The following is a 16,518-nucleotide window of genomic DNA, read 5'->3' as shown; positions in this document are numbered from 1 at the left end:
TGTGACGGAATTGTGACATATGAAAGAAAAGTGTTTACAAGAGGTCATATATACGTTATATTTAAGACCTCTTTTTTCTTCATAGTAGAATTGCTAATTCCCCTTAGCATTTTACCCCTCTAATCCCTTCAGGAAAACTGAAGGGATTTTTTATTATTTTTCCGTAAATATCATGTTATAATTTTTGAAAAGTAAAGGGAGGGAAGCACGTTGATAGATGCATTAGATGTAATGAGTAACTTGGATAAAGTCCTTCCTTATTATCAAGCAATTTTTAGTGCTGATGAACATACTGTAATTGGATATGAAGTAGTAGGGCGTATTCAAACAGAAGAGGGCATACAAAGTTTAGCTTCTTTCTTTCATGATGACTCTATTCCAAGTGAGTTTCAACTAGAAGCGGATAACATTATAGTAGAAAAAGCTTTAAATCGTTATTTAGAAAGTGATCAAAAACTATTATTATTTATACATCGAAATGCTAACGTATTAATGAACGATGATGATGAAAGTTTGCTTCAACTTTTATTGATGTATGAAAAACAAGGTTTAAATTTGAAAAACATTGTTTTAGAGATTACAGAACATGAATGTAAAGAAGATATAGAGCAATTTAATCATTTGCTTATGTATTATCGTACATATGGTATTCAAATTTCGATTAATAAAGTCGGAACAGGTACAAGTAATTTAGAACGTATTAGCGTGTTAGCACCTGATATTTTAAAAGTAGATTTAACAAATTTAAGGCAAACTGCACTTTTACAATCTTATCAAGATATTTTATATTCTTTATCATTACTTGCTAGAAGAATTGGTGCGACATTGTTATATGAAGAAATAGATGCTTTTTATCAATTACAATATGCATGGAAAAACGGTGGTAGGTACTATCAAGGGAATTATTTGAAAGAATGCTTACCTGATTTTATTGAAACGAACGTTTTGAAAGAACGACTTGGTAATGAGTGTCATCAATTTATTCAACATGAGAAGAAAAAACTACAAAAGATTTATAATTTAACAGAAATGTTACGTGATCGAATTGGCGATGTTTTAGCCAAACAGAAAAAGAATGAAGATATAAATGATTGGTTATTACAATTTAGTCAAAGTGTATCACAATGTAGTTTTCGTATATTTATTTGTAACGAAGATGGTTTCCAACAATCAGGAAACGTTATGAAAAAAGATGGGGAATGGATTGTGATGCCGGAGTATTATATGAAGAACTGGAGTTGGCGCCCGTATTTTCTAGAGAATATTATGAAAATGCGTTTTGAGAATAAGGCAAGACTTTCAGATTTATATGCTGATATTGAAACCGGTGAGATGGTACGAACATTTTCTTTCCCGATTGATGATGAAAACTTTTTATTTATAGATTTATCGTATGAATATTTATATGAAGAAGATGTTTTATTTTAATGCACGAAGAGATTCGTGCATTTTTTGTTTGTTTTTATCATAAATTGGTAATAGTGAAAATGGTGCCGAAAATGCTGTCTATCGTTGTAAAGATTTTACGAACGAAACCAGCCCTTTCTTTGCATAATCATTGTTACAATGAATACTACAAAGACAAGTTTTCTTAAAAGGAAGGTGAAAAAATGAGAAAATATGGAATATGGTTAGTTCTATTTGTATGCGTTGCCTTTCTAGTTGGTTATAGTGTTACAACTGTTTTAGGAAAAGAGGAAGTGAAAGTCGATCGGAAAGAAGTGTTTGTAACGATACAAAAAGGCTATGAAAGCCAATTTTCAATTCGTGGGAAGCGTTTGCCGATGAATAAGATGATAGAAACGTTATCACCATATTTTACAGAGAATTTCCTTCAAGTATTTACAGATGAAAATAGTAGAAGTGATAAACAAAGTGGTGAATATTTACTTCCAGCAAAAGAAGCGCCATTTTCTTTTAATTCAGAAACGAAAATGTCATATGATGAAGAGCATAAAATTTTATATGTTTATGAGCGGGCGAAAAGTGGGCAATATCAAATTGTAACATTGCAAAGAGATCAAGGGAAATGGAAATTGGCCGGATATCATGAAAGTCAAGAACTTTTAACTGAAATAAAAAGGTTACAACAATTATAAAGTGAAACTTTAATTAATAGGGGGCACACCCCGTTGAATATTAACCCGCCACAATCGGATGTATACTTCCAAAATATAGCGGGATAAGAATAGGAATAGGTCTTTACCTATTCCTATTCTATATTAAGTAGTTGTTGTAATTTTTCAATTTGAAAACCAGCAACGACTTCTCCGTCAATTACAACCGTTGGAGTTGAATAAGAATCATAGTCATATAAAAGACGATTGCGTGCAGCAGCGTCTTTTTTTACGTCAAATTCTTCATATACAACGTTATTATGCTTTAAAAATTCTTTCACAATGACACATGGCGGACAATCAGGTTGTGTGTAAACCTCAATTTTTTTCATTGCAATTCCTCCTTTTTACTGTTTTTTATTATATTCTTCCAGTATAAAAATCGCAATAAAGAAGGGAAAAGATGTTCTTTCTGTTTTTTCCTTCGTATTTCGACAAATTTTTAGTTGAGTTTCTGGCCAATAACCTTTATCCTAGAGTGTGGAACATTTTTTCTGTTATGACGGATAGAATGAGTATAGCTGTAAAACCTATTGGTAGGAAGATCAGAGAAAGGAGAGATTTCATGTCTCTACTCCAAGGAATTTTAACTCGACTTGTTAGTCTACAAGAACAAGCTGAAAGCGGTGAAGTAGCACAACGCTATTTTGAAGTGAACGGTGAGCGCAAATGTAGCGTGAAATTTTTCGATAAAAGTGAAATGTATGAGTTAGAAGTGTATCAACAAGGTGAAAAACCTCAAGTGTATCAATTCGATAATATCGACATGGTTGCAATTGAGATTTACGATATCATTTCTTGATACATATAAAAAAGGTGTTGCCATAGGGCAACACCTTTTTTAGTTCTATTACTTTTAGTATATATGTATAAGGATTTTTCATTTTTCCTACAATGGTAATAAAGTGAAAGTGTAATTAGTAGGGTTTCTTCGTCCTATACAGCTTATTATCCATCACCAATTGAGGACGGATAGTAAATAGCGGGATGAAAATAGTGAGGAGGTGTGTTATATGGAACGTTTACCAGTTGTGATTTGTCCTAATTGTCACAATTCTGCTGAGATTATTCATGTACTAACGGCTCAATCGAATCAAAACGTAATTTATACGTGCCAAGTTTGCCATTATGTAATTCGGAATATTGAAACGAATAAAGGGTAGGGAGTTATAATTTTTGTTTTTGTCCCATACAATGAGAATACGAAAAGTCTGTCTAATTGAAAGGACGTGACTATGTGGCCGGTGAACATAAATTTTATAATGTTTCAGAGAGACATTTAAATTTTGATATGGTCTTTACCCGTATTTGTAACTTCATTGAAAAGGATCCGCGAAATTTATATCGTTTATCCATTGGGACAGACTCACAAGCACATCAAAAGGATACGAGGTTTATTACGGCAATTCATATTCATCGCGTTGGAAAAGGAGCCTGGGGGTGTTTACACCATCAATCAGTAAAAGATAAGCCAGAAACTTTACGTGAGAAAATATATTTAGAGACGCAGTTTAGTCAAGAAATTGCATGCCTATTTACTCCAAATCATATACAAACAATATGGGATTTATTGCATCCATATGCTCAAGATGGGGCTGGTTTTATAATGGAGATTCACTTAGATATCGGAAATGATGGTTTAACAAAAGAATTTATTCTAGATATGACAGCGAAAATTCAAGCGATGGGATTAACTGCAAAAATTAAGCCAGATGCTTATGCGGCGTTTAGTTATGCAAATCGATATACGAAATAAAAACAATTTATATATTTCTTTCACTAAAAACTGAATATTACATCTATTAAATAGGCTGAAAATTTTATATAATAATGGTAACGATGCGAGTATAAGGAGAGGGGTATATGAAAAGGGAATTTGTTTTAACGGAAGAAGAGGAAAGTTTGTTACTAGATATTTTATTTCAGCAAAATTATGCGAGTGAAATTTTAGCTGTGGAACTTACAGATATTGAGAATGGTTTAAAAAAGACCGATGTGATGCAATATAAAAAAATCACAAGGTTATTTTACAGATTAAAAAATAAAGGGTATTAAGCGCTACCGGAATGGTAGTCTTTTTTTTGTGTTGTATGCTAAAATAGCTGTGTAATTTTGTTTTTTACTGAAAGAATGTAAGGACAAAATAATAATATGAAAACGCTGTCATAAAATGTGAATAGAGCCGGTGATTATAAGCAGGAAAAAGGGAAAATGGGGGATGTAATATGATTAGTATTCCAAAAGACGAGTTTCAACAAATTTTTGTAAAAGATTTAATGATTTCATCAGAAAAAGTAGCACATGTCCAAATAGGGAATGGTTTAGAGCATGCTTTACTCGTACTTGTGAAATCTGGATATTCGGCGATACCTGTTTTGGACCCGACTTACAAATTGCACGGGTTAATTAGTACTGCTATGATTTTAGACGGTATGTTAGGGCTAGAACGCATTGAGTTTGAAAGACTTGACGAGATGAAAGTAGAGCAGGTAATGAAGAAAGATATTCCGGTTCTTAAGTTAGAAGATTCATTTGCAAAAGCATTAGAAATGACTATTGATCATCCATTTATTTGCGCTGTCAATGAAGATGGGTACTTTGAGGGGATTTTAACACGTCGAGCGATTTTAAAATTGTTGAATAAAAAAGTAAGGCAACATAATCGATAATGTGAGAAAAGTGACTTCATAGAACCGAAGAAGTCACTTTTTTTTCGTGCATATCAGTTGTGTATGTATTATATTTAAAAAGATAAAAAATATAAGCATATGTAGTTAAATTAAGGATGAAAAGCTTATTGAGATAAGGTGTATGGAAGCTAAGGAAAGAGGGAGAAAGTTGCAAATTGATGATTTTCAAATGATGGTTGTGTTAGCACAGGAATCAAATATGAGAAAAGCGGCGGAACGTTTATTTGTTTCACAACCTGCGCTTAGTCAACGATTACAATCTATGGAGAAACAATGGGGAATGAAGTTTTTTATTCGCTCACAAAAAGGATTGACAATTACACCTGAAGGGGAAAAAGTAGCAAATTACGCAAAAGAAATGCTACAAAGGGAAGAGGATATTAAAAGTGAGTTAGCTGTTTTTAGAACAGAAACTCACGGGACGTTAAAAATAGCTGTCGCATCAGTTATTGGTCAATATTGGCTCCCTCCTGTTTTGAAAAAGTTTGTGCATAAATATCCTTCTGTGAAAATATCGCTGTTTACTGGCTGGAGTAGTGAAGTGCAAAAGCAATTTTATGAAGGTGACGTTCATGTTGCTATATTGAGAGGAACACAAGAATATAAAGGCCAGAAGCAACAATTATTTGAAGATGAACTTTATTTAGTGGATAAAGAAATAAAAGATATTTCGATGTTAAAAGAAACAAATAGACCATTTATTCAATTTAAAAGTGATTCGACTTATTATGGACAAATACAAAATTGGTGGTATGGTTTATTTTCTAATCCCCCTAAGAGAACAATTGTCGTCGATCAAATTGAGACTTGCAAACAACTCGTTTTAAATGGTATAGGTTATGCTCTTTTACCTTCTACTGTTTTAAAAGAAGTACAGGAAAATATGTATAAAACACCTGTTCAATTAACGAGAGAAACGTGGTTATTGACGAGTGAATCAGCTAGACAATTGAAGCAAGTACAAGCATTTTTAGAAATTATAGAAGAAATTCAAATGGAAAAATAGGATTATTATCTTGCTACTCGCTCTATCGTTTGGTAGAGTAACATTATAAATGGATTTAGGAGGCAACAAGAATGAAAATGATGGACGCTAACGAAATTATTTCGTTTATTCAAAAAAGTGAAAAGAAAACTCCTGTAAAGGTATACATAAAAGGGGATTTAAAAGAAGTAACATTCCCTGAAACGGTACAAGCATTTGTAAATAAAAAGTCTGGTGTATTATTTGGAGAATGGTCTGAAATTAAGACAATTCTAGATGAAAATAGCAAGTACATTGTTGATTACGTTGTTGAAAATGACCGTCGTAATTCTGCAATTCCAATGCTTGATTTAAAAGGTATTAAAGCTCGTATTGAGCCAGGCGCGATTATTCGTGACCACGTTGAAATCGGCGACAACGCTGTTATTATGATGAATGCAACAATTAATATCGGTGCTGTAATTGGTGAAGGTTCTATGATCGACATGAACGCGGTACTTGGTGGACGTGCAACTGTTGGTAAAAACTGTCACGTAGGTGCAGGTGCAGTACTTGCAGGTGTTATTGAGCCACCTTCAGCAAAACCAGTTATCGTTGAAGACGATGTTGTAATTGGTGCTAACGTAGTTGTGTTAGAGGGAGTTACAGTAGGTAAAGGCGCAGTTGTAGCAGCAGGAGCCGTTGTAACAGAAGATGTACCTCCATATACAGTTGTTGCAGGTACTCCAGCACGTGTAATTAAAGAGATTGATGAGAAGACAAAAGCAAAAACTGAAATTAAACAAGAGCTTCGTCAATTAAACCCAGAGAAATAAAAACAAAAAAAGCGTAAGAGCATAAACAGGCTCTTACGCTTTTTATAGATAGAGGTGCAAAAATGGTAGTAAGCAAATTCGTTCAAATTCGTAGAGACTTACACAAAATACCGGAAATTGGTTTTAAAGAGTGGAAAACACAGCGGTATATTTTAGATTACATAGGAACGCTTTCGAATGAACATGTGGAAGTGAAAGTATGGAGAACGGGTGTCATTGTTAAAGTAAAGGGAAAAAATCCAGAAAAAGTTATAGGTTATCGCGCAGATATAGACGGTTTACCAATTACAGAGGAAACTGGATATGAGTTCGCTTCTGTTCATGAAGGAATGATGCATGCATGTGGACATGACTTACATACGACAATCGGTTTAGGCCTTCTAACAGCAGCTGTAACAGAAAGAATAGATGATGACCTTGTATTTCTATTCCAACCAGCTGAAGAAGGGCCTGGAGGGGCTCTTCCTATGTTAGAGAGTGAAGAGTTAAAAGAATGGAAGCCGAATATAATTCTCGGTCTTCATATTGCACCTGAATACCCTGTAGGAACAATTGCTACAAAAGAGGGGCTATTATTTGCAAATACATCAGAGTTATATGTTGATTTAAAGGGGAAAGGTGGACATGCAGCTTACCCTCATACTGCAAATGATATGATTGTCGCAGCTAGTCATCTTGTTACACAGCTTCAGTCCGTTATTAGTCGTAATGTAAACCCACTTGACAGTGCAGTAATTACAATCGGAAAAATAACAGGCGGTACAGTTCAAAATATCATAGCAGAAAAGTCTCGGTTAGAAGGAACGATCCGAACGTTATCAGTGGAATCAATGAGTCGTGTTAAAAGTAGGATTGAGGCAATTGTTGCAGGTATAGAAGCTTCCTTCCAATGTGAAGCGATTATTGACTACGGAGCGATGTATCATCAAGTATATAACCATGAAGCATTAACGAGAGAGTTTATGCAATTTGTAAGTGAACAAACTGATATGAAAGTAATTACATGTACTGAGGCAATGACAGGTGAAGATTTTGGTTATATGCTTCAAGAGATTCCTGGATTTATGTTTTGGCTTGGGGTAAATTCAGAATATGGTTTACATCATGCAAAATTAAAGCCAGATGAAGAGGCTATTGAGAAAGCTATCGTATTTTTAGATCAATATGTAAAGTGGAAGGGAACTAGAAAGTAAATTTGCTCGCCAACTATGTAACAATTTAAAGTGGGTATTCGTTAGTTCAAAGGTGAAAACATCTTTCATATTTGTTTTGAATACACATCGGCATACAAATGGATAAAATAATGAGCAGTGGTTTTGAGCCGCTGCTCATTATTCATTATCGCTTATTGAGAAGATGATTAGTTAACTAGCTTATATATGTTTACAATTCGTGTGGAAAGTGTGTAAAATCAAGGTGAAACGTAGAAAAAAGGGTGGGGAATTACGTGCAGATTAGCAGTGCGATTTTATGTTTTGTTTTATATGCATATGTTATTATTGCGGCGGTTTATTTTGGGATAAGTTTTTATGCCTACCGTTTAGCGAATAATAATGAATATGAAGAGACATACAACTGGGTGAAAAGGTATTTATCACCTGTACTAGAAATTATGAATGGGTTTGTTCTTTTTTTATTTATTGGATTAATTGCTTTTTCAACGAGCTTAGTAGGAAATAAGACTACATTATTTGTACTAGGTATCATTATTTTTATGCTATTAGGAATTCGTATTGGTAATACGGTATTTTGGAATGAGAGAAAAGTAGATGGTTGGACGGGAATGCTAATACCGTGTATGCTAGCTGCTATCGTGACGAATATAGAACATGAATATTATCAGTTGCATTTTTGGCTCATAATTGTTTTAACAATTCTCTCTGTGTTGTATATAAGTACTGTCGTGCTAACATATATTGCAAATGAAAAGGGAGATGTAAAAGGTACGCATTTCTTTAGAGGGCGTGCATTGTTATGGAGTGTGCCAACGATGGCGGTTATAGCAATTATTGCGATATTAGTAAATGGGTATCAATTTACGAATTGGCAACTGTTTTTAGAAAATTGGTGGATTTTCATTCTTTCGTTTATCGCTTTTTTAGGCGCAACGCATTATTTATTCCATCAACACCATTATATATTGGCATTGCTATTCGCGTTTACACAACTATTATTTGCCTTCTTCGGACAAGAAACGTTATTATTCGTTTTTGAAACGTTTAGTTCATTTGGAAACATATTTGTATTTGGTATGTTAATTTTCAGTATCGCATTTTATTTACAACAGTATTTTTATATGCAAAAACAAAAATAAAGAATGATATACAGGTTTTTGTAGCAAATCTAAAGTATGTTACAATAAAAATACATAGTATTCGATGTTATTGGAGGAATTCCTGTGGGTGAAAAAGAGAAAGAATTTGCTGTCATTGGGCTTGGGCGTTTTGGTGGAAGTATTTGCCGGGAACTTGCTCAATTAGGAATGGAAGTAATGGCAATTGACTCAGATGAGGATAAAATTAATGAGTTTGCAAATATAGCTTCACATGCTGTAATTGCCGATTCAACAGATGAGATGGTATTAAAAAGTCTTGGTATTCGTAATTTTGATCATGTAGTGGTTGCTATTGGAGACAATTTAAATTCAAGTATTTTAACAACGTTAATTCTGAAAGAGTTAGGTGTAAAAAATATTACTGTAAAAGCTCAAAATGATTACCATGAAAAAGTATTAAGTAAAATAGGAGCAGATCACATTGTGCATCCAGAGCGTGATATGGGAAAAAGGATTGCTAATAATATTGCATCAAGTAATGTATTAGACTATCTTGAGCTTTCAGATGAGCATAGTATTGTAGAGATTATTGCAAATAAAAAAATCGATGGTCATTCTTTAATCGAATTAGATATTCGTGCGAAGTTTGGATTGAATATTGTAGCGATTAAACGTGGTAAAGAAGTTATTGTATCTCCTCGAGCTACGGAAAACATTCAAGCGGGAGATATATTAATTGTAATTGGTCATGACGATGAAGTAGATCGTTTCAAGCACTTTTTAAGATAAGAGAAAAGGACAATACCATAAAGGTATTGTCCTTTTTCTTATATCTCCATAATGATTGGTAAAATCATTGGGCGACGTTTCGTTTTCTCATATAGGAATGGTGCTAATGTGTCTGTAATTTCATTTTTAATTTCAGACCATTGTGTTGTTTTACGTTCCATTACTTTTTCTAAATGAGTTGTAATTAATGTTTGAGCATCATTAATTAAATCACTACTTTCGCGCATATAAACGAAACCACGTGAGATAATATCAGGCCCTGCTGCAACTTTAAATTCTTTCATATCAATGCTTACAACGACAATAACAAGTCCTTCTTCAGAAAGAATACGACGATCGCGTAATACGATGTTACCGATATCTCCAATACCATTTCCGTCAATATAGACAGATCCGGATGGTATTTTACCAGCTACACTTGCTTCATCAGAACGTAAGGCAAGAACATCTCCATTATCCATGATGAAACAGTTTTCTTCTGGAATGCCACAATCATTTGCTAATTTCATATGCATACGTTGCATACGATATTCACCGTGAATTGGCATGAAATACTTCGGCTTAATTAGACGAAGCATTAGTTTTTGTTCTTCTTGTCCGCCATGTCCACTCGTATGAATGTTTGACAGTTTTCCGTGGATTACATCAGCACCAGCACGGTACAACATATTAATTGTACGGCTTACGCTAATTGTATTACCAGGGATTGGTGAAGAAGAGAAGACAACTGTGTCGCCAGGAATGATTTGAATTTGACGATGAGTACCATTAGCAATACGTGAAAGTGCTGCCATTGGCTCACCTTGACTACCTGTACATAAAATAACAACTTTATTAGCTGGTAGGCGGTTTAGTTGAGACGCATCTATGAATGTATCTTTCGGACAGCGAATATAACCGAGGTTTTGTCCGATTTCAATTGCCGCTTCCATACTTCGGCCAAATACAGCCACTTTGCGATTGTTTTCAACAGCGGCTTCAACGACTTGTTGCAAGCGATGGATATTTGATGCAAAGGTTGCGAAGATAATACGACCTTCTACTTTGCGGAAAATATCTTGAATACTATCACCAACACGGCGCTCAGACATTGTAAAGTTTGGAACTTCACTGTTTGTACTGTCAGATAAGAGACAAAGTACACCGTCTTTTCCGATTTCAGCCATTTTTGTTAAGTCCGCTGGTTCACCAACTGGTGTGAAATCAAATTTGAAATCTCCAGTATGAACTACTTGTCCTTGAGGTGTTTTCACAACAACTCCGTATGAATCTGGGATACTGTGAGTTGTACGGAAGAAGGAAACAGATGTCTTTTTAAATTTAATAACATCATCTTCTTGAATTTCATAAAGTTTTGCTTTACGAAGTAATCCGTGCTCTTCTAATTTGTTTTTGATTAGTGCAATTGCTAATTTTCCGCCATAAATCGGAATGTTCACTTGACGTAATAAGTAAGGAATTCCACCGATATGATCTTCGTGACCATGTGTAATGAATAATCCTTTAATTTTATCTTCGTTTCGCACAAAATAAGTGTAATCTGGTATTACATAATCGATTCCGAGGAGTTCGTCTTCTGGAAACTTAATTCCAGCGTCAATTATAATAATTTCATCTTGAAATTGAACAGCATATGTATTTTTACCGATTTCACCAAGACCACCTAAAGCAAAAACGGCTGCTTGATCATTCTTTAGAAATTTCATATGACTATACGATTTCCGCTAATGTTAAATCAGCGTTTTCTTTTTCATATTCAAGATGATTGCCAGTCACAGACTGAACGAATTCGATATTATATGCGAACTTATTTAATTTTGTACGAACATCCTTCTCAGACGTAGCCTCTAAATATAAAACTTTTGTATTTTCACGTACTGGAACCTCAGTCATTTTTTCTTGATAAAATACTTTAAAAATCATTTGGAAAACCTCTCCTTGTCTATGTTTTGCATTATCTGTTACTTATTATAAAGCAAACAGTCACGATTTTCATGTTTTTTCGAATGAGAATGAAGAAAAAGCCCGAAATGGGCACAATTTAAGCGATCGTCTTTTTACGGACTAGATCTTTTAAATAACGCTTCAGCTTTTTCTTCAGCTTCTTCAGCATGATTACTCCTTCCTTTCCTTATTTTAAACATGCATATTACTAGTGAAAACGCCGTCTCTGATATAAGAAAGAGGACAAAAGTGAATGTTGAATCTTGTCTTTTCTCATACAGAGAAAGTTATTCTATAGTAACGATTAGTAGCCGTTAGTTATAGCTATAGTATGAGAAAGAATAGAAAAGAAAATTCATACGAACAAGTATCCACATTTTTTACTAATATATATATGCAGGTTTCATAAATAAGGTCAGAAAGTGAACGCTTTCTTCACAGATGTTTAATATGTTATACTTTTTTTTAGCATTTGAAAAGCGATAATCAAAATAGGAATATAGAGTAACAGAAAGGATTTTGACAAATGAATGATAAAATTGTCTTTTTTGATATTGATGGAACATTATTAGATCATGATAAGAAGATTCCGCAATCTACGCGAGACGCAGTAAGGCAGTTACAAGAAAAAGGCGTGCATGTAGCAATTGCGACAGGACGTGCGCCATTTATGTTCGAAGATATTCGTAAGGAACTTAATATCCACAATTATGTTAGCTTTAATGGACAGTACGTTGTATTTGAAGATGAGGTAGTATTTAATAACCCATTACATCCAGCTGCTCTACATAAGTTTACTCAGTTTGCAAAACAAGAAGGATATCCACTTGTATATCTTGATCATCAAGAAATGAGAGCATCAGTGGAATATCATGATTATGTGAAAGAAGGGTTTGGCAGTTTACATTTTGAGCATCCGGCATATGAACCTGATTTTTATGAGAAGCGTAATATTTATCAAACACTTCTTTTCTGTGAAGTAAATGAAGAAGAAAAGTTTATAAATCAGTACCCAGACTTTCATTTTATTCGCTGGCATGCGTATTCAATGGATATTATTCCAAATGGTGGTTCTAAGGCAAAAGGGATTGAGAAATTCATTGAAAAATTAGGATTTAACCGTGAACAAGTGTATGCATTTGGGGATGGCTTAAATGATTTAGAAATGATTGAAGCAGTTGGGACAGGTATTGTGATGGGGAATGGTCATGAAGACTTGAAAAAACTTGCAAATCATGTGACAAAGGATGTTAGTGAAGACGGTATATATCATGGTTTAAAATGGGCTGGATTGCTATAAGTAAATATGGAATCTATTTCATATAGTAAAAAGGCGGAAGAGTATATTCCGCCTTTTTTACTATCGCTCTAGAGGTTTTGAATCGTCAGGAGCGGCAAATGGATTTTCTTTATTAATGTGGTCATAGAACATAACACCATTTAAATGGTCAATTTCATGTTGAAATACAATTGCTGGTAACCCTTTTAAACGTAATTTTACTTCTTCGCCGTTGATAGAAGTTGCTTTCACTGTAATTCTTGTATAACGAGGGACATAACCAGGTACTTCACGGTCTACTGATAGACAGCCTTCACCACTTTGTAAATATGTACGTTCAACAGAATGGCTAATGATTTTTGGATTAAATAATGCATGACTATATAACGTACCGTCCGTATCTGTTACATGAACCGCAATCATTCTTTTTGAAATACCGATTTGCGGAGCCGCTAATCCGATTCCAGGGCGTAAACTATATTTTTCAGCCATTTCAGGATCTTGGCTATTTATTACAAATTCAATCATTTCCTTAAGAGTATTTGTATCTTCTTCGCTCGCTGGTAGTACTACCTCTTCTGCAACGTTTCGCAAAATAGGATCTCCTTCGCGAATTACATCTTTCATTGTAAGCATATGTAATCTCTCCTTTCCTTTTTAGTCTACCAAAGGAGATGGAAAAAGTCATCGGCAAGTAAGGGGAAGATAGATCGGTTATGTAGGAATAAAAAGAAAGAGACGGCAGAGCCGTCTCTTTCTTTCCATAGTTGTTTCATTTTACATTAGCGAATGCAAGCAGCACCAACGATAATTAAAAGAATAAACAACACAACGATTAAGGCGAAGCCGCGTCCAGACCCACCACAAGAACCGCCATAACCGTAGGAAGGATATGAACAAGTTGGATAGCAATATGAATATCCGTACATGAGATGACCTCCTTTATCATTTCCCGCTAATACTGCGGTTACTATAATGTATGGAGGGAAGAGTAGAAATGTATGGGTAATTACCTATAAAAGGAAGAAGAGTTTGTATATTTTTGCTAAGAAGAGAGAAAAACTAAAGGGAATTAAATCGTTTACATATTATTCTAAGAGAAAAAACAAGTTAAAAAGGGAATAATATAACAGTAGGTTAATGCTTACTAATACAGATGTGAAAAATAAAAACACGTTTGTGTAGGAGAAACCTGCAGATTATTTATAAAAAAACGTATTCAAAGTAATTGACATCGTAATTAGAATAGTTGTAAACTAAAAAACGTGATCAAGATTGTATTAATATGTTTCTGAAAAAACATTAGTACAGATTGTTAGGTACACAAAATTATTCTCAACCGACAAATAAATTTGTTGGTTTACATTGTTGCGGTTTCCATCTAGCTAATAGATAGTGAAAGCGTTTCAGAATATGGTTCAAGAGAGGAAGAGGTGAACGGAATGGGTACTAAAACAAAAAAGACCCTATTTAATGTTGATGAGCAAATGAAAGCTATCGCAGCTCAATTTGAAACATTACAAATTTTAAATGAAAAAGGCGAAGTTGTGAATGAAGCAGCTATGCCTGAATTATCTGATGATCAATTAAAAGAATTAATGCGCCGTATGGTGTATACTCGCGTACTAGATCAACGTTCTATTTCTTTAAACCGTCAAGGACGTTTAGGTTTCTACGCACCAACAGCTGGACAAGAGGCTTCTCAATTAGCAAGTCATTTCGCACTTGAAGCAGAAGATTTCATCTTACCAGGATATCGTGATGTGCCACAATTAGTATGGCACGGTTTACCATTATACCAAGCATTCTTATTCTCTCGTGGACATTTCATGGGTAACCAAATGCCTGAGAACGTAAATGCACTTGCTCCACAAATCATCATCGGTGCGCAAATCATCCAAACTGCTGGTGTTGCGTTAGGTATGAAATTACGTGGTAAAAAATCTGTTGCAATTACTTACACTGGTGACGGTGGTGCTTCACAAGGTGACTTCTACGAAGGTATGAACTTTGCGGGTGCATTCAAAGCTCCAGCAATCTTCGTTGTACAAAACAACCGTTATGCAATCTCTACTCCAGTAGAAAAGCAATCTGCAGCTAAAACTGTAGCACAAAAAGCAGTAGCAGCAGGTATTTACGGAATTCAAGTAGACGGTATGGATCCATTAGCTGTATACGCAGCAACTGCTTTCGCTCGTGAGCGTGCAGTAAATGGAGAAGGTCCTACTTTAATCGAGACTTTAACATTCCGTTACGGTCCACATACAATGGCTGGTGATGACCCAACTCGTTACCGTACAAAAGATATCGAGAACGAATGGGAACAAAAAGATCCAATCGTACGCTTCCGTGCATTCTTAGAAAACAAAGGCCTATGGTCTCAAGAAGTTGAAGAGAAAGTAATCGAAGAAGCAAAAGAAGATATCAAACAAGCAATTGCTAAGGCTGACCAAGCTCCAAAACAAAAAGTTACTGATTTAATGGAAATCATGTACGAAAAAATGCCTTACAACTTAGCTGAACAATATGAAATTTACAAAGAAAAGGAGTCGAAGTAAGCCATGGCTCAAATGACAATGATTCAAGCAATCACTGATGCTTTACGCGTTGAAATGAAAAATGACCCTAACGTACTTGTGTTTGGTGAAGACGTTGGTGTAAACGGCGGTGTATTCCGTGCTACTGAAGGTTTACAAGCTGAATTCGGTGAAGACCGTGTAATGGATACTCCACTTGCAGAGTCTGGTATTGGTGGACTTGCAGTTGGACTTGCACTTGAAGGATTCCGTCCAGTTCCAGAAATCCAATTCTTCGGTTTCGTTTATGAAGTAATGGATTCAATTTCTGGTCAATTAGCTCGTATGCGTTACCGTTCTGGTGGACGTTGGACTGCTCCAGTAACAGTTCGTTCTCCATTCGGTGGTGGTGTTCATACTCCTGAACTACATGCTGATAGCTTAGAAGGTTTAGTGGCTCAACAACCTGGTCTAAAAGTTGTTATTCCATCTACTCCATACGATGCAAAAGGTCTTTTAATCTCTGCGATTCGTGACAACGATCCAGTTATCTACTTAGAGCATATGAAATTGTACCGTTCATTCCGTCAAGATGTACCAGAAGGCGAATACACAATTGATTTAGGCAAAGCTGACATCAAACGTGAAGGTACAGATGTATCTGTTATCGCTTACGGTGCTATGGTTCACGCTGCATTAAAAGCTGCTGAAGAACTTGAAAAAGAAGGTATCTCTTTAGAAGTTGTTGACTTACGTACAGTTCAACCATTAGATATCGAAACAATCATCGCTTCTGTTGAAAAAACAGGCCGCGTAGTTGTAGTTCAAGAAGCTCAAAAACAAGCTGGTATTGCAGCTAACGTTGTAGCGGAAATTAACGACCGTGCAATTTTAAACTTAGAAGCTCCAGTTGTACGTGTTGCAGCTGCTGATACAGTATTCCCATTCTCTCAAGCTGAGAGCGTATGGTTACCAAACCATAAAGATATTGTTGAAGCTGTTAACAAAGTAATGAACTTCTAATTTTTACTTATTCATGTGCAAAAGAAATCAGCACATGCTGATTTCTTTTGCCATATTCCATAATAAAGAAATGAATCAGGGGGCT

At 35.0% G+C, this 16,518-nt stretch carries 20 protein-coding genes; 15 read left to right on the top strand and 5 right to left on the bottom strand.

Annotated elements, in window-relative coordinates; genetic code table 11:
* The first annotated feature begins 210 nt into the window (after positions 1–210).
* Positions 211–1,428: an EAL domain-containing protein gene (locus EGX95_RS18700; protein ID WP_000564304.1), complete on the top strand. Its 1,218-nt coding sequence runs from the start codon at positions 211–213 to the stop codon at positions 1,426–1,428.
* Between the two features lie 182 nt (positions 1,429–1,610).
* Positions 1,611–2,099, top strand: a complete 489-nt coding sequence (locus EGX95_RS18695; protein ID WP_001233820.1) for a DUF3993 domain-containing protein — start codon at positions 1,611–1,613, stop codon at positions 2,097–2,099.
* A gap of 113 nt (positions 2,100–2,212) precedes the next feature.
* Here the strand turns inward: EGX95_RS18695 and EGX95_RS18690 are convergent, their stop codons facing one another.
* On the bottom strand, positions 2,213–2,449 hold the full coding sequence (locus EGX95_RS18690) for a glutaredoxin family protein (RefSeq protein WP_000717880.1): 237 nt from the start codon (positions 2,447–2,449) through the stop codon (positions 2,213–2,215).
* A 233-nt stretch (positions 2,450–2,682) separates the two neighbouring features.
* Here EGX95_RS18690 and EGX95_RS18685 point away from each other — a divergent pair, with 233 nt between their 5' ends.
* The 10 genes from EGX95_RS18685 (at position 2,683) to EGX95_RS18645 (ending at position 9,671) form a co-directional block, all read left to right on the top strand.
* The gene (locus EGX95_RS18685) at positions 2,683–2,919 is read left to right on the top strand and encodes a YkuJ family protein (protein WP_000055151.1); all 237 of its coding nucleotides are present in this window, start codon (positions 2,683–2,685) and stop codon (positions 2,917–2,919) included.
* A gap of 211 nt (positions 2,920–3,130) precedes the next feature.
* A complete protein-coding gene (locus EGX95_RS30495; protein WP_000440537.1) occupies positions 3,131–3,280 on the top strand; it encodes a hypothetical protein in 150 nt (49 codons plus the stop codon).
* A gap of 74 nt (positions 3,281–3,354) precedes the next feature.
* The gene (locus tag EGX95_RS18680; protein WP_000896651.1) at positions 3,355–3,873 is read left to right on the top strand and encodes a ribonuclease H-like YkuK family protein; all 519 of its coding nucleotides are present in this window, start codon (positions 3,355–3,357) and stop codon (positions 3,871–3,873) included.
* 107 nt (positions 3,874–3,980) lie between these two features.
* Positions 3,981–4,172, top strand: a complete 192-nt coding sequence (abbA, locus tag EGX95_RS18675) for an antirepressor AbbA (protein WP_000817794.1) — start codon at positions 3,981–3,983, stop codon at positions 4,170–4,172.
* Positions 4,173–4,342: 170 nt separating this feature from the next.
* Positions 4,343–4,786 carry a cyclic-di-AMP-binding protein CbpB gene (gene cbpB / locus EGX95_RS18670; protein WP_000623570.1) on the top strand — a complete coding sequence of 148 codons (444 nt, stop codon included), beginning with the start codon at positions 4,343–4,345 and terminating at the stop codon, positions 4,784–4,786.
* Positions 4,787–4,928: 142 nt separating this feature from the next.
* Positions 4,929–5,813 carry a transcriptional regulator CcpC gene (locus EGX95_RS18665; protein WP_001984809.1) on the top strand — a complete coding sequence of 295 codons (885 nt, stop codon included), beginning with the start codon at positions 4,929–4,931 and terminating at the stop codon, positions 5,811–5,813.
* Positions 5,814–5,884: 71 nt separating this feature from the next.
* Complete coding sequence (gene dapD, locus EGX95_RS18660; protein ID WP_000783248.1) at positions 5,885–6,607, top strand: 2,3,4,5-tetrahydropyridine-2,6-dicarboxylate N-acetyltransferase; 723 nt, start codon at positions 5,885–5,887, stop codon at positions 6,605–6,607.
* 62 nt (positions 6,608–6,669) lie between these two features.
* Positions 6,670–7,800 (top strand): N-acetyldiaminopimelate deacetylase, encoded by a 1,131-nt coding sequence (locus tag EGX95_RS18655; RefSeq protein WP_000261647.1) that lies wholly within the window; start codon positions 6,670–6,672, stop codon positions 7,798–7,800.
* 254 nt (positions 7,801–8,054) lie between these two features.
* Positions 8,055–8,921: a hypothetical protein gene (locus EGX95_RS18650; protein ID WP_001167310.1), complete on the top strand. Its 867-nt coding sequence runs from the start codon at positions 8,055–8,057 to the stop codon at positions 8,919–8,921.
* Positions 8,922–9,005: 84 nt separating this feature from the next.
* A complete protein-coding gene (locus tag EGX95_RS18645; RefSeq protein WP_000504032.1) occupies positions 9,006–9,671 on the top strand; it encodes a potassium channel family protein in 666 nt (221 codons plus the stop codon).
* Positions 9,672–9,709: 38 nt separating this feature from the next.
* Here the strand turns inward: EGX95_RS18645 and rnjA are convergent, their stop codons facing one another.
* Together rnjA and EGX95_RS18635 are read right to left on the bottom strand one after the other, a co-directional pair.
* Positions 9,710–11,377 (bottom strand): ribonuclease J1, encoded by a 1,668-nt coding sequence (gene rnjA / locus EGX95_RS18640; protein WP_000670368.1) that lies wholly within the window; start codon positions 11,375–11,377, stop codon positions 9,710–9,712.
* A 4-nt stretch (positions 11,378–11,381) separates the two neighbouring features.
* Positions 11,382–11,594: a DNA-dependent RNA polymerase subunit epsilon gene (locus tag EGX95_RS18635; RefSeq protein WP_000576444.1), complete on the bottom strand. Its 213-nt coding sequence runs from the start codon at positions 11,592–11,594 to the stop codon at positions 11,382–11,384.
* A gap of 547 nt (positions 11,595–12,141) precedes the next feature.
* Between EGX95_RS18635 and EGX95_RS18625 the strand changes: the two genes are divergently transcribed.
* Positions 12,142–12,915: a Cof-type HAD-IIB family hydrolase gene (locus EGX95_RS18625; RefSeq protein WP_000998288.1), complete on the top strand. Its 774-nt coding sequence runs from the start codon at positions 12,142–12,144 to the stop codon at positions 12,913–12,915.
* A 60-nt stretch (positions 12,916–12,975) separates the two neighbouring features.
* On the opposite strand, the gene def is transcribed toward EGX95_RS18625, so the two are convergent.
* Entirely contained in the window at positions 12,976–13,530 is a 555-nt protein-coding gene (gene def, locus EGX95_RS18620) for a peptide deformylase (RefSeq protein ID WP_000957059.1), read from the bottom strand.
* A gap of 146 nt (positions 13,531–13,676) precedes the next feature.
* Complete coding sequence (locus EGX95_RS18615; RefSeq protein WP_000274562.1) at positions 13,677–13,823, bottom strand: YjcZ family sporulation protein; 147 nt, start codon at positions 13,821–13,823, stop codon at positions 13,677–13,679.
* 513 nt (positions 13,824–14,336) lie between these two features.
* On the opposite strand from EGX95_RS18615, the gene pdhA reads away from it, so the two are divergent.
* Together pdhA and pdhB are read left to right on the top strand one after the other, a co-directional pair.
* The gene (pdhA, locus tag EGX95_RS18610) at positions 14,337–15,452 is read left to right on the top strand and encodes a pyruvate dehydrogenase E1 component subunit alpha (protein WP_000536893.1); all 1,116 of its coding nucleotides are present in this window, start codon (positions 14,337–14,339) and stop codon (positions 15,450–15,452) included.
* Positions 15,453–15,455: 3 nt separating this feature from the next.
* Positions 15,456–16,433, top strand: a complete 978-nt coding sequence (gene pdhB / locus EGX95_RS18605) for a pyruvate dehydrogenase complex E1 component subunit beta (protein ID WP_000068166.1) — start codon at positions 15,456–15,458, stop codon at positions 16,431–16,433.
* The last annotated feature ends 85 nt before the right edge of the window (positions 16,434–16,518 follow it).

Source organism: Bacillus sp. FDAARGOS_527 (assembly GCF_003812125.1).
In the GTDB taxonomy this organism is placed as follows: Bacteria; Bacillota; Bacilli; order Bacillales; family Bacillaceae_G; genus Bacillus_A; species Bacillus_A paranthracis.
This window is presented reverse-complemented; position numbering and strand designations above follow the sequence as displayed.

Excerpts from the sequence above, each read along its gene's own strand:
- pdhB (WP_000068166.1), top strand. The coding sequence starts at position 15,456 with ATGGCTCAAATGACAATGATTCAAGCAATCACTGATGCTTTACGCGTT.
- EGX95_RS18635 (WP_000576444.1), bottom strand. The coding sequence starts at position 11,594 with ATGATTTTTAAAGTATTTTATCAAGAAAAAATGACTGAGGTTCCAGTA.
- cbpB (WP_000623570.1), top strand. The coding sequence starts at position 4,343 with ATGATTAGTATTCCAAAAGACGAGTTTCAACAAATTTTTGTAAAAGAT.
- EGX95_RS18690 (WP_000717880.1), bottom strand. The coding sequence starts at position 2,449 with ATGAAAAAAATTGAGGTTTACACACAACCTGATTGTCCGCCATGTGTC.
- EGX95_RS18665 (WP_001984809.1), top strand. The coding sequence starts at position 4,929 with ATGGAAGCTAAGGAAAGAGGGAGAAAGTTGCAAATTGATGATTTTCAA.
- abbA (WP_000817794.1), top strand. The coding sequence starts at position 3,981 with ATGAAAAGGGAATTTGTTTTAACGGAAGAAGAGGAAAGTTTGTTACTA.
- def (WP_000957059.1), bottom strand. The coding sequence starts at position 13,530 with ATGCTTACAATGAAAGATGTAATTCGCGAAGGAGATCCTATTTTGCGA.
- pdhA (WP_000536893.1), top strand. The coding sequence starts at position 14,337 with ATGGGTACTAAAACAAAAAAGACCCTATTTAATGTTGATGAGCAAATG.
- EGX95_RS18685 (WP_000055151.1), top strand. The coding sequence starts at position 2,683 with ATGTCTCTACTCCAAGGAATTTTAACTCGACTTGTTAGTCTACAAGAA.
- dapD (WP_000783248.1), top strand. The coding sequence starts at position 5,885 with ATGAAAATGATGGACGCTAACGAAATTATTTCGTTTATTCAAAAAAGT.
- EGX95_RS18655 (WP_000261647.1), top strand. The coding sequence starts at position 6,670 with ATGGTAGTAAGCAAATTCGTTCAAATTCGTAGAGACTTACACAAAATA.
- EGX95_RS30495 (WP_000440537.1), top strand. The coding sequence starts at position 3,131 with ATGGAACGTTTACCAGTTGTGATTTGTCCTAATTGTCACAATTCTGCT.
- rnjA (WP_000670368.1), bottom strand. The coding sequence starts at position 11,377 with ATGAAATTTCTAAAGAATGATCAAGCAGCCGTTTTTGCTTTAGGTGGT.
- EGX95_RS18625 (WP_000998288.1), top strand. The coding sequence starts at position 12,142 with ATGAATGATAAAATTGTCTTTTTTGATATTGATGGAACATTATTAGAT.
- EGX95_RS18615 (WP_000274562.1), bottom strand. The coding sequence starts at position 13,823 with ATGTACGGATATTCATATTGCTATCCAACTTGTTCATATCCTTCCTAC.
- EGX95_RS18695 (WP_001233820.1), top strand. The coding sequence starts at position 1,611 with ATGAGAAAATATGGAATATGGTTAGTTCTATTTGTATGCGTTGCCTTT.